Source organism: Marinomonas sp. (genome assembly GCF_965225885.1).
Classification (GTDB): Bacteria; Pseudomonadota; Gammaproteobacteria; order Pseudomonadales; family Marinomonadaceae; genus Marinomonas.
This window is the reverse complement of the sequence record NZ_OZ245329.1, coordinates 2,308,809-2,321,784: the sequence shown is the minus strand read 5'-3', so window position 1 is coordinate 2,321,784 and position 12,976 is coordinate 2,308,809. Positions and strand designations below refer to the sequence as shown.

Sequence of the window (12,976 nt, the reverse complement as noted above, 5' to 3'; positions counted from 1 at the left end):
TTTTTTGGTTTTCAGCTCTATTAATCAGATTATCTTAGCGAGCAATCAACTTTTCTCGCTTGGTGAAACGAGCCAACACTTTATACAAACCGAAAGCATCACGACTACCGGCCAATTCGCGAATAGAATGCATACCAAACGTCGGTAAACCGATATCAATCGTCGGCACGCCTATTTCGCCTGACGTGATTGGACCTATCGTACTACCGCAAGCCATATCACTACGCACAACAAAACACTGAACTTCGTAATTCTCTTCAGCCGCAATATCGCGATACACACTCGATGTTTCGCTATTTGTTGCATAGCGCTGATTCGCGTTCACTTTAATAACCGCACCTTTGTTAATGGAAGGCGCATGGTTCTTATCGTGCTTATGAGCATAATTTGGGTGCAAAGCATGGGCATTATCAGCAGAAACCAGCATAGAACGCTGAACCGTTTGAACATATTGCTCAGGGTTCGGTGTCAGACGACGCAATACATCTTCTAAGAATGGGCCATTTGCTCCACAAGTAGACAAACTACCCACCTCTTCATGGTCAGTACAAATAAGCAAACTAGGACGCTGTTGATCCGAATCTAACAAAGCACGCAAACCAACAAAGCAGCTCAGTAAATTATCTAAGCGCGCTGAACAGATATACTCTTTGTGCAAACCAACGAGAGCGGCTGGTTGCGTATCGTACAAACTCAACTCAAAATCCAGTACCGTATCAACGGCCAAATCTGCATATTGCTTCTTAAGTTGGGATTTTAATAACTCATGCAGATCAAATTCATTTTCAGCACCACACAAGATTGGCAAAATTTCTTCTTGAGGATTAACAGAAAAACCTTCATTCGCTTGACGATTCAAATGGATAGCCAAATTAGGCACCACAGCAATCGGATCTTTAAAATCCACTAAACGGCTAACAATATCGCCCGCTTGTGTTTTCAGTGTGATACGACCCGCAATGGATAAATCTCGGTCTAACCAAGTGTGAAGCAACACACCGCCGTAAACTTCGACACCTAACTGATGATAACCAAAGCGATCAACTTGCGCATTGGGTTTCAATTTAAGACAAGGACTGTCAGTATGAGCCCCAATCATGCGCCAACCACTTTGGCTAACATTAAGTTGTGGTGTGGTAAAGGCGATTAAAGAGGATTCATTACGCGTGACGAAATACTTCCCACCCTCTTCTATTACCCAGTCGTCTTCTTCCAACAATTCAATAAAGCCTTCAGAGGCCAAAGCATTGCGCATGCTTGCTGTTGCGTGAAAAGGTGTCGGAGAAGATTGAAGAAATGACAGTAAAGAGTCATTAAAATTTGAAAATTCCATAATGTCCTATAAGCAGAATGCTTTAAAAAAGTGACTTTTTAACACTTTGGCTAGCCTTACAGCCCAGTGTCTAATATGATTTTACCAATGACGTATAAAATAGACAGAGAGAGCCCATACCGGATGAACTATAAACGCCTTTTGCTTTGCCTTTTAACCGGCTATACCTTTGCCTCAACACCTGCGTCTGCTTATCAGGAGCTGCAACCTCCTCATGAATACGACAAAGTATCAAAAGAACTCGTTGAGATGCTTGAAGGCATTCATTATAACAGACCACACATTGATGATGCTATTTCAGCAAAAGCCTTTGATTACTATATTAATGCTTTAGACCCTAGCAAAAGCTTTTTTCTAAAAAGTGACATAGATAATCTATCTCAATATAGAAACAGCTTTGATGACGCATTAAGAGACGGCGACACAACAGTTGCCTATACCATTTACAACCTTTACCTTGAGCGCTTAGAAAAACGACTTCTAAATCTTCAAGATCGTCTGCCAGAGATGGTAAAAGGCTTCGATTATAAAATCGATGAAACCTTCAATGTCGATCCCGACAAACAAAAATGGGCGACAACAGAAGCAGAGCTGGATGACTACTGGCGCAAACGCCTTAAAAACCGAGCATTAACCCTGAAGCTCAATGGCGAAAGCGAAGAAAAAATAATCTCGGCACTCGAGCGTCGCTATAAAAACCAAATTAAACAAGTCGATCAAACGAATGCGATCGATGTGTTTCAAACCTTTGCCAACTCAATCACTGCGGCGTTAGACCCTCACACTAATTACTTTGCGCCACGCGCATCAGAAGCCTTTAACATCAACATGAGCCTATCTCTAGAAGGCATTGGTGCGGTTCTGCAAATGGACGACGACTACACCAAAGTTGTGCGTTTGGTTCCTGGCGGCCCAGCGGCAACCCAGAGTGACCTTTCTCCTAACGACCGAATTATTGCCGTCGGCCAAGAAGGCAAACCAATGATCGATGTGGTTGGAATGCGTCTTGACGATGTTGTCGACATGATCCGCGGCGAACGAGACACCACGGTAATCTTGGAAGTCACACCAAGCAAAGGCGACACTCAAACAAGCAAGCGCATTAGCATTGTACGTAAAAAAGTGAAACTTGAAGATCAATCTGCCAAAAAAGAAATCGTTGAAATCGAGCGTGATGGCAAAAAATACAAAGTAGGCGTGATTACCTTGCCAACTTTTTATTCTGATTTTGCCGCGATCCAAGCTGGCGACAAAAACTACAAAAGCTCCACTCGTGATACCAAACAGTTAATAGAAGAACTTCGTAAAGAAGATATTTCTGCGCTGATTCTTGATCTAAGAAATAACGGTGGTGGCTCTCTTCAAGAAGCCAACGCCCTAGCTGGATTGTTTATTCCATCAGGCCCAACGGTACAAATCCGCGATCAAAGCGGACGAGTGACGCCGTTAGGCGATTCTGATCCGGCTATTGCTTACAGCGGCCCAATGGCTGTATTAGTAAACCGTATGAGCGCCTCTGCCTCTGAAATCGTCGCCGGTGCATTACAAGATTACGGACGTGCCTTAATTCTTGGCGACCAAACGTTTGGTAAAGGCACAGTGCAAGTGTTGCAAGACATGGATAAAGGACAGCTTAAAGTTACCCAAGCTAAATTCTATCGAGTATCTGGAGAAAGTACGCAGCACAAAGGCGTGATGCCAGACATCGCTTTCCCTTCTTTGGTTGATAAAGAAACCATCGGAGAAAGCGCGCTAGACAACCCTTTACCTTGGGATAAAATCCACGAAACTCGCTATCCTGTTTATTGGAATATGCCAGCTTACTTGCCGATTTTAGAACCTCGCCATGAAGCAAGAATGGCAAAAGATCCAAACTTCATTGCTATCAATGAGCAAATAGATGAGTTCAAGAAACAAGCAGAGAGCTATAAAACCATTTCTTTGAAAGAAAGTACTCGGATACAACAAAGAGAAGACAACAAAAAAAATGAGCTAGAACGCGAAAATACTCGCCGCAAAGCACTAGGGCTGGAACTTCTAACTTCTGTCGATGATATTAAACCAGTAGAAGAAGACACTTACGCAAAAGAAGCGTCTGAAATTCTATTAGACTTTATTGCCACCAATCAAATGGCAGAAAAACAGGCTGAGAAGAAAACAGCGCAAAATTAAAAGATAAAACATAAAGAACGAAAAACAGCATTTTGCTGTTTTTCGTTCTTCTTTTTTATGTGTTATCTAAATCATTAATCCATTGATACGAACATTACCCCATGGCAAAAGCGTCATCCGACCGGAATACAATCGACCTATTTGGCAAATCCCCTGGCCGACCTCGCACTCAACCGCTTACTCGCAAAGACCAGCTAAAGATCAATAAGCGAGCACAACGAGAGAAGGAAAAAGCACAAGGACTAAAACGCTTAGAACTCATTATCGAACAAGACATTATCGACAAGCTGGATAAACTCTGTGAAATGAATGGATTAAAACGCGCCGAATGGCTAACGCAGCAAATTAACAAAAGCCTAGATAAAACCAAAAGCGCAAGATCCAAAAAATAAGGCCATTCACTTTGTTGATTTGCTATACTAGCCAGCCGAATTAATTAGCAAATGATTAAACAGACTTAATATGGCCAAACTGTACTTTTATTACTCGGCAATGAACGCAGGAAAATCCACCGTTCTATTGCAATCCGCTCATAACTATCAAGAGCGAGGTATGCGAGTTTTACTCCTTACAGCATCGATAGACGACCGATTTGAGACCGGACAAATTGCCTCTCGAATCGGCATATCAGCAAAAGCCAGTTTGTTTGATAACAGCACTGACCTCATTACATTAATTAAAAATGATAATCAGCCAAAAGCATTAAGCTGCATATTGATTGATGAAGCACAATTTCTAACCAAAGAACAAGTCTACGACCTTTCAGAAGTTGTTGATAAACTGCGCATCCCAGTTTTGGCTTTTGGCATTCGTACTGACTTTCAAGGCGAACTATTCGAAGGCAGCAAAGCATTGCTAGCGTGGTCAGATAAGTTAATAGAATTAAAAACCGTGTGTCATTGTGGAAGCAAAGCCACTATGGTCATTCGACTCAATGCACAAGGAATACCAGTTAAAGAAGGCGCACAAGTAGAAATAGGCGGCAACGACCGTTACTTGTCCGTTTGCCGAAAACACTTTAAAGAAGCCGTGAGAGACTAATTATGTGGTTCAAGAACGCCCAAATTTTCCAATTAAAAGACACCGAATCACTAGATACTAATGAATTAATCGACAAGATTCCTGAGTTCCCATTAAAAGAATGTGGCTCTCAGGAGGAATTCTCTTTCGGCTGGTTGCCTCTTATCCGTAACAGCGAGCAATGGAGTCTAGCCAGTGATCGCTGCTTATTGTTCCGCGCAGGTAAAGAAGAAAAAGTTTTGCCTTCTGCCGTTGTCCGCGAAGAACTAGAAGCCAAAGTGGCTGAAATCGAATTGATCGAAGGTCGTAAAGTTGGCCGTAAAGAAAAATCCGACATGAAAGACGAGTTGGTTTTCACCCTTCGTCCGAAGGCTTTTTCAAAGCGCACCGACATTTGGGCCTACATTGATTTACAAGCTAAAATTCTAGTTCTCAACAGCACCAATGCCAGCATGACAGAGCAATTATTTAAACACTTGCAAACCACACTTGGCAGCTTCCCAATGACCCCACTGCAAGCGCAAGTTTCACCGTCTTCACTAATGACAGATTGGTTGGTTAAAAATGAAGTACCAGCCAGCCTAGAAACCGGCGACGAGTGTGAAATACAAGATGGCTCCGAGGACAAAGCGACCATTCGTTTCAAATCGATAGAACCTTTATCTGAAGATGTGACACGCCATTTGCAACAAGGCATGGCAGTGAAAAACCTTGGTCTTCGATGGGCAGACAAATTGAGCTTCGTGCTGCATGATGATCTAACGTTACGCAAAATCAAATTTGATGACGCACTAAAAGAAGCTGCGTTTAATGATTCACAAGGTGGCGGTTTATCAGATATGGATGCAAATTTCTCCCTAATGTCATTGACTATGAGAGAATTTTTTGCGTCTTATTGCTTGTGGTTTGAAATTAATTAAAGCATTGCGCTAGCCCTAGTTTCCTTAGCTCCCCAACCTTTTCCACAGATATCGTGGATAAGCTTGGGGAGAACATTGGGTAAGCCAGACAACAAGGCGCTCTTGCCAAAAAGTGCCTAAATGCACCAATTTGAGCAAGTATAATCTGTCCTTATTAGCAAAGCGAAATCCAACCAAAAAAGTCTCTAAATCCACAATAATCCCAACTTAAACTCACGCGCTTAATAGAAACTTAAGACAAATTAAGTAAGATGAATTATGTTAAGACACCTTTACACTAAGTCACCAGCACTGCTGTCGTGCAAAGGTCTCGCTAACTAACCTTCGAATTTAAAAACTCTACAACAGGTCAAAAAGCCTAATGACAAAACAGAAGCAAGAACAAGACATAGCGATAAGAGTCACCCTTGTCGGAGCCGTGTGGGATGCCCTACTAGGCTTGGCAAAAATTGTGGCAGGATACTTTTCTCAGTCCCAAGCTTTGGTCGCAGATGGCATTCACTCGTTATCAGACTTAGTCACAGACGTATTTGTGTATTTTGCTTCTGCTAACTCTCGCCAAGGGCCAGACGAAAATCATCCTTATGGACACCTTCGTTTTGAAACCTTGACCGCCGTATTTCTTGGTGTCGTACTTATTGTTGTTGCCCTTGGTATTGCTTATGAATCAGTTACAGCATCAACCTCGCAAGCACAATTTACTTGGTATGGTCTCACCGCAATTCTTGCAACGATTGTAATCAAAGAAGCGATTTTCCATTACACCAAAAAAGCCGGCGATAAAATTGGCAGTAAAATGCTGGTTGCCAATGCATGGCACAGTCGCAGTGACGCACTTTCCTCTGTTGCCGTACTAATTGGCTTAATTGGCGTTTACTTCGGTTATGGCTGGGCGGACATGGTGGCATCAATTGTTGTTGCCCTATTGATCGGAAAAATGGCCGTCAGCATGGTGTGGGAAAACTTGGCGGAACTGGTAGACACAGCACCAGACCCAAAACTCATTGCACAAATCAAAGAAACGGCCAACAGCCTAAAACATGTCATGGCACCTCATGATGTCAGAGCAAGATCCATGGCCGGCAAAATCTATTTAGATATGCACATTCATGTGCCAAGCCGCGCTAGCGTCAGCGAAGGTCATTACCTTGGTGATTTAGTCGCCTACACCATCAAAAAAGCTCACTCACAAGTGCAAGATGTGATGGTGCATATCGACACGGACGATAAAATCCAAACGGAAAGCTTTATCCACGAATCCGGCAAACCGCCGCATTTAAAACTGCCAGCTCGTCATCAAATCTTGGCAGATCTAGGCTTTTTACTGCGCCAACATAGCGCTTATGTGGATATTCCAGACTCGCGTTTGCATTATTTAAACAATAAGCTTGATTTAGAAATCATCGCTCATTCAGAAAAAGCCCCAGAAGGTGCGGATCTAAAACAACTGACAGCAAAAATTCTTCAGGAACTGCAAACAACAAGCTATACCAACAAAGCCACCGTGCTTTGGGTCTTTCCTGAATAACAAAGAAAGTTAATCTACTAAGACTTTTGTAGGCCTGATGAGGGAGGTACAACCGTAATCAGGCATTAAACACTTTAATGTCAACTAATCACTGGACTCGTCAGTGAGAGTGTCGTCGTTGAGATACTCCACTGGCAGCGCCTTACTGGTTTTAGCACCCATCAACTTTAGCTTTTCGGCTCTCGCAACCAGATTGCCCCGCCCTGCTGTTAGCTTCTTCAAGGCTGAATCATGGGTACGACTCACCGCTTCTAGTTTGCTACCTATGTCATCCATATCTTGCACAAAGCCTGAAAACTTGTCGTACATCGCACCGGCCTGACGAGCGATTTCAATGGCATTTTGACTCTGTTTTTCGTTACGCCAAATATTTTGTATCGTTCGCAAGGTCGCCAATAAATTAGACGGTCCGACGATAATAATATTGTGCTCAAAGGCTTCGCTAAACAACCCATTGTCGCCCTGTAACGCCAAACCAAACGCTGCTTCGATTGGGATAAACAACAACACAAAATCCAACGAAGTAACGCCTGGCAAATCGTGATAAGACTTGGCGCTTAGTTCCTTCATATGACGACGCACCGCATCCAAATGCTGTTTTAGCGCGCGATTTCTATCTTCATCGGTTTCGGCCTCCATATAAGCTAAATAACTAATCAGCACCATTTTCGAATCGACAATAATTTGCTTACCTTCGGGCAGATGAATCACCACATCGGGCTGCAGGCGTCGACCTTCTGCTGTTTGATAAGATGCTTGTGTCTCATATTCACGACCTTTTTCCAAACCAGAACGTTCTAAAATGCGCTCCAGAATCACTTCACCCCAGCCGCCTTGTAGCTTATTTTGACCTTTTAAGGCATGAGTCAAACTAACCGCATCATCGCTGATTTTTTGATTCAGTAACTGCAGGCCTTTGATTTCTTTCACCAAAGAAAAACGCTCGCGGGCTTCTTCTTGATAACTCTTTTCTACACTTTCCTGAAACTTCTGAATTTGTGAACCAAGCGGCGTTAATAAAGAACCTAACTGACGCTCATTTTCTTTTGCCAATTGTTGACCTTGCTGACTCATGATCTCATGAGCCATTTGCTTAAATTCGGTTTCGTTTTGCTTTTTTTGCTCGCGGTAAAAGGCTTCCTTCTCCTGCCAAACACTTTGTGCAGCGGCGAATTGTTGCTCTAAAGTCAGCGACTCTTTCTCCAAATAATGAATCTGATCTTTCGATTGTTCTAAAAGGCGCTGTAATTCCTCATTTTGTTGCTGCATTTTTTCTTGTGTGTGCTGCCACTGACGGCGCATAGCCTGTACAATAACGCCAGCAATACCAGATAGAAGAATCGCGCCGATACAAAAGCCCGATAACACCCAAACTGATTGCGAAAGCCAATCTGTCATATAAATTTAAACTCGCTATTTTAAATGTTTGTTTTTAACAAAGTGAGGCATTTGCATGACGTCACGAGCAAAGGCAAGACGAGGCAAAAATAGACGAAAAAGCGGAGTTTATAGGTTATAAATGAGCATTTTGAGTCTATTTTTAACACTGTATTGGCGCGCGCAGCAGTCATGCTAAGGTCTCGATAAGTTTACATGGATTACTACCTAAGCCCAACACACACGCAACGCTTTGATCTAGAAATAAAAAATAGCCAGTTCATCACCACCGTTTGCCGTACTAACGGACGTGATGCAGCAAAGGCTTTTATCGAAGAAGTGCGCCAGCGTTACCCAGATGCTAACCATCATTGTTGGGCGTTTATTGCAGGTATACCAAATAATGCCCATTTATGGGATCAAAGTGACGATGGCGAACCCAAAGGCACGGCAGGAAAGCCCATGCTGAATGTGTTACAGCATTCAGATTATGGTGAAACCACAGTCGTCGTGACGCGCTTTTTTGGTGGTGTAAAACTCGGTGCAGGTGGCTTAGTAAGAGCTTATAGCCAAGCCGTACAAGAAGCGCTTTCGCAAACTGAATATGAAAATGTGTACCCGCGCAGCCCCGTTCAGCTAAAAATCGCCTACTCTTTACTGGGTAAGGTTGAATATTGGCTAGAACAGAGCGATATAGAAATAACCAACAAAACATACAGTGATAGCATAGTGATTGATCTTGCTGTTATTGAACGTACTTGGCCCGAACATAAAATCGTATTGACGAATTTATGCCAAGGCAGTTTAACTTTAATTGAACCGGACAACGAATAACTATGTACCAAACTGGACAAAGATGGAGTAGCCGCAACGAGCCTGATCTCGGCGTAGGCATGATAGTAGACAAACAAAACAAGTCTTTTACCTTGCACTTCCCTGATGCGGAAGCGGATCGTCAATACTCAAATGACCAGACCAGTCTTGTTCGACGCACTTTAACTGTCGGCGATCAACTGCACTTCCAAGATGAGACCTTCACCATATTGGAAGTAGAAGAAATTGATGACCTAATCGAATACCGTATCAGCGAAGACGATGATTGGTTAGAAGAATCCATAATTCAATTCCCACGCAATGACAAAAACGAGCTAGATTCATTATTGGCATTGTCGCCCGCTCGCCGTATGTGGTTCGACTTGCGTCGTCATACCCTTGAACACCAAGCAGCCAATGCGGCATCGCCAGTGCGCGGCTTAATGGGCTTGAAAGCAGAGCTTCTACCGCACCAGATTTATCTGGCTCATGAGATTGCTAATCGCCCGAAAGCTCGCGCGCTTTTGTGTGACGAAGTGGGTATGGGTAAAACCCTAGAAGCGGGCTTGATCTTGCATCAACGTTTACTAAACGGTCTTTGCAAACGCGTACTGATTTTGACTCCAACAAACCTACAACATCAGTGGTTGGTTGAAATGCTACGCCGCTTCCACCAGCCATTCTCACTGATCAACGAATCCGTGTATGAAGACTTTATGGACGGTGACGACAACCCATTCGAACAACAACCTTTTGTTATCTCGCCAATCGATTGGGCAAGCCAACACCCGAAAGCCACTCAGCATATGCTAGATGCGGAATGGGACATGGTTATTGTCGACGAAGCCCATCACCTTGCTTGGCACCCAGAAACACCAAGCATTGGCTATCAAGTCGTAGCACGTTTAGCCGCGAAAACAGAATCGTTATTGCTGTTGAGTGCAACCCCAGAACAAACTGGCGAACGTGAGCACTTCTCTCGCTTGCAACTGTTGGATGCCGATCATTATCACGATTTCGAGCATTACCAAGCACAACAACAAGCTTTCAAACAAGCCGCTGAATTAGCAGAAGCTCTGCTGCCGTTCAGTCAAGAAGACAACTCACCAAAAGCACTAGATTGGAACGCAGCGTTTGGTTCTTACTTGCAAGAAGTTAGCGCCAAAGACTGGTTCCAAGCACTCACTACAAAATCTGGCGCAGAACAAACCGCAGCCGCGAAAGAAGCCATTAGCTGGTTGATCGACCGCCACGGGACTGGACGCGAAATGTTCCGTAACACCCGTGCCGCTGTTGGTGGTTTCCCGGATCGTTACCTTCATTCCTATCCGTTGGAAAACAATGAACACTTTGAATCCGCTGATCGCCATGTGCAACCAGAAACCGAAGTGTCTGACGGCTTATGGGAAAAAGATCCTCGCTGGATTTGGTTAAAAGAATTTCTAGAATGCCAAGCAGACAAAGTCCTCGTCATCTGTCATACCGCCGACATGGCGCAATGGCTAAATGATCAACTGACTTTTGCTGGCTTCCAAAGTGCGGATTTCCACGAACAAATGCCACTAATCCACCGTGACCGCGCTGCCGCTTATTTCGCAGACGAAGACGGCGCGCAAATTTTAGTGTGTTCTGAAATCGGCAGTGAAGGCCGTAACTTCCAGTTCAGCCATCATATCGTCATGTACGATCTGCCAGAGCACCCAGATTTACTAGAACAGCGTATTGGTCGTCTTGATCGTCTAGGACAACTAAACGACGTGCAAATACACGTACCTTATATCAAGAAAAGTGTGCAAGAGCGCCTATTCAACTGGTATCACCACGCCCTAAACGCATTTTGCCGAACCACAGGTGCTGGCGATAAAGTCGAAGAAGCTTTTGGCGACAGCTTACATGCGTACTTGCATGGTCAAGACGACGACACTGATTTGCTAAAAGAAGCAAACATCTACCATGAAGCGCTACTAAAACAAATGGAAGAAGGTCGTAACCGCTTGCTAGAAATGAGCTCGTGCCGCCCCGAACAAGCCCGTGCGTTAATCGAACAGGTTAACAACCAAGCGACAAAAGGCCTGCATCACTACATTGAGCAAGTTACTCACGCATTCAACATCTACGCAGACTGCATCAATGATGATCCAGATCGCGCGGCTTGGTTCTTGCGCCCTTCTACCGACATGATGCTCGAAGCACTGCCAGGCATCGAGGAAGAAGGTAAAATGCTCATGCTTGATCGCCGTCAAGCTAGCCAGCGTGAAGACGTAGCGTTCGCAACCTGGGAACACCCGTTAATCACCATGCTAATGGACGAAGTTCAAGGCTTTGACTCTGGTAAACTTACTTCGGCTATTTTGCCAATCGCTGCATTGCCAGAAGGCACAGTATTGGTGGAAAGTATGTTCGTCATAGAAGCGACTGCTCACCCACGTTTGAAATTGGCGCAATCTCTACCAATGACACCAATGTGGCAATTATCTGACTCCAACGGCAAATTCCTCCATCAGCAATTTACTGCAGACAAATGGGCAGAAAAACTGAAAGGCGTGCCAAACCGAGTCGCGGAACAATGGGTTGCTGCCTTGCGCAAAAACCTTATTGAAGTGTTGCAAGCTCACCAGCTAAATGCCCAAGAGCAAGCACGTCCGATCGTTCACGCTGCGAAAACGTCTTACCAACATCGTTGCCAGAATGAAATCGAACGTTTAGTGGAATTGAAAGCCTTCAACGATACCATTCGTGATGAAGACATAGAACGCCTCGAAACCAACATGCAAGAAGGTTTGACTCGTATCGACGAGCACCAAATCCGATTGGATGCGATTCGTATCATCCTAACTACCAAGCCGGAATAACATCCTGTGCAGGATGCCGTGCCGAGTTTAGAGCTATCTCGCTTAGAGATATTGTACGAAGACGACTGGTTTGCCGTAATAAACAAACCTGCTAACTGCTTATCTGTGCCCGGTCGTGGCCCAGATAAGCTCGATTCTATCCTGCATCGAGCAGAGTGTTTATTTGGCGAAGCCTTTGCCATACATCGACTGGACGAAGCCACCTCAGGCTTAATCCTCGTGGCGAAAACCCACGAATGTCAAAAACGTATGTATGCGCATTTTCGTGAGCGAGAAGTCCAAAAAGAATACCGCGCCTTGCTGCGCGGTCATCTTTTGGGTGAAAAAGGCGAAGTACGAAAACCACTGCGCTGTGATTGGCCAAACCGACCAAGACAAATCATCTGCACCGATGAATGGAGCAAAGATTCCATCACCTACTGGGAAAAAATGGCCTACGAAAACAACACCACCCGTGTTCGACTCGTGCCCTTTACTGGTCGCTCTCACCAACTTCGCGTCCACATGCAAAGCCTCGGACATTCGATTATTGGCGATGAATTCTACGACCCAGCATATCAACATGACCCTCGCTTATTGCTTCACGCCTATCGGCTGGAGTTTCGACATCCGTTTACCAAAGCATGGGTAGCATTTGTCGCACCCTGTCCTTTTTAGAACCCGCCCACCGCCCTAGAAGCTGAGCAACATCATTCCCACTTAAACCACTACACGTCATTCCCACTTAACCAAAGTCATTCCCGCTTAAACCACTACACATCATTCCTGCTTAAACAAAGTCATTCCCGCGAAGGCGGGAATCAATCTCTTTTTGTCCTACAGTATTTAGGTTCCATTCGAGTACTTTGTATTCCCAACCTTTTTTCCGCTCTGCTGAGCGGGTAACTTTTGCCCAGATCCGCAAAAGTAACCAAAAGGTCTCTTTATCGGGCTATCGCCCAAACGTCTCATTCATTTTTTT

The 12,976-nt window shown here is 44.4% G+C and carries 10 protein-coding genes; 8 read left to right on the top strand and 2 right to left on the bottom strand.

The features are described from left to right. Nucleotides 1-34: 34 nt before the first annotated feature. Nucleotides 35-1,333 (bottom strand): M18 family aminopeptidase, encoded by a 1,299-nt coding sequence (locus tag ACO05V_RS10955; RefSeq protein WP_421850979.1) that lies wholly within the window; start codon nt 1,331-1,333, stop codon nt 35-37. Nucleotides 1,334-1,420: 87 nt separating this feature from the next. Here ACO05V_RS10955 and ACO05V_RS10950 point away from each other — a divergent pair, with 87 nt between their 5' ends. From ACO05V_RS10950 to ACO05V_RS10930, 5 genes are all read left to right on the top strand, one after another. Next, nucleotides 1,421-3,505 (top strand): carboxy terminal-processing peptidase, encoded by a 2,085-nt coding sequence (locus ACO05V_RS10950; protein WP_421850976.1) that lies wholly within the window; start codon nt 1,421-1,423, stop codon nt 3,503-3,505. 101 nt (nt 3,506-3,606) lie between these two features. Further along, a complete protein-coding gene (ybfE, locus tag ACO05V_RS10945; protein WP_421850973.1) occupies nt 3,607-3,897 on the top strand; it encodes a LexA regulated protein in 291 nt (96 codons plus the stop codon). A gap of 70 nt (nt 3,898-3,967) precedes the next feature. Then, on the top strand, nt 3,968-4,546 hold the full coding sequence (locus ACO05V_RS10940; RefSeq protein ID WP_421850970.1) for a thymidine kinase: 579 nt from the start codon (nt 3,968-3,970) through the stop codon (nt 4,544-4,546). A gap of 2 nt (nt 4,547-4,548) precedes the next feature. Then, nucleotides 4,549-5,445 (top strand): recombination-associated protein RdgC, encoded by an 897-nt coding sequence (locus tag ACO05V_RS10935; protein ID WP_421850967.1) that lies wholly within the window; start codon nt 4,549-4,551, stop codon nt 5,443-5,445. Nucleotides 5,446-5,806: 361 nt separating this feature from the next. Further along, the gene (locus ACO05V_RS10930; RefSeq protein ID WP_421850963.1) at nt 5,807-6,973 is read left to right on the top strand and encodes a cation diffusion facilitator family transporter; all 1,167 of its coding nucleotides are present in this window, start codon (nt 5,807-5,809) and stop codon (nt 6,971-6,973) included. Between the two features lie 84 nt (nt 6,974-7,057). On the opposite strand, the gene ACO05V_RS10925 is transcribed toward ACO05V_RS10930, so the two are convergent. After that, nucleotides 7,058-8,371, bottom strand: a complete 1,314-nt coding sequence (locus ACO05V_RS10925) for a DNA recombination protein RmuC (protein WP_421850959.1) — start codon at nt 8,369-8,371, stop codon at nt 7,058-7,060. Nucleotides 8,372-8,566: 195 nt separating this feature from the next. Here ACO05V_RS10925 and ACO05V_RS10920 point away from each other — a divergent pair, with 195 nt between their 5' ends. Genes ACO05V_RS10920 through ACO05V_RS10910 form a run of 3 tightly spaced genes read left to right on the top strand, consistent with a single transcriptional unit; the run spans nt 8,567 to nt 12,672 of the window. Continuing rightward, nucleotides 8,567-9,184: a YigZ family protein gene (locus ACO05V_RS10920; protein WP_421850956.1), complete on the top strand. Its 618-nt coding sequence runs from the start codon at nt 8,567-8,569 to the stop codon at nt 9,182-9,184. A 2-nt stretch (nt 9,185-9,186) separates the two neighbouring features. Next, complete coding sequence (gene rapA, locus ACO05V_RS10915) at nt 9,187-12,015, top strand: RNA polymerase-associated protein RapA (protein ID WP_421850953.1); 2,829 nt, start codon at nt 9,187-9,189, stop codon at nt 12,013-12,015. A gap of 6 nt (nt 12,016-12,021) precedes the next feature. After that, nucleotides 12,022-12,672: an RluA family pseudouridine synthase gene (locus tag ACO05V_RS10910; protein WP_421850950.1), complete on the top strand. Its 651-nt coding sequence runs from the start codon at nt 12,022-12,024 to the stop codon at nt 12,670-12,672. Nucleotides 12,673-12,976: the final 304 nt, after the last annotated feature.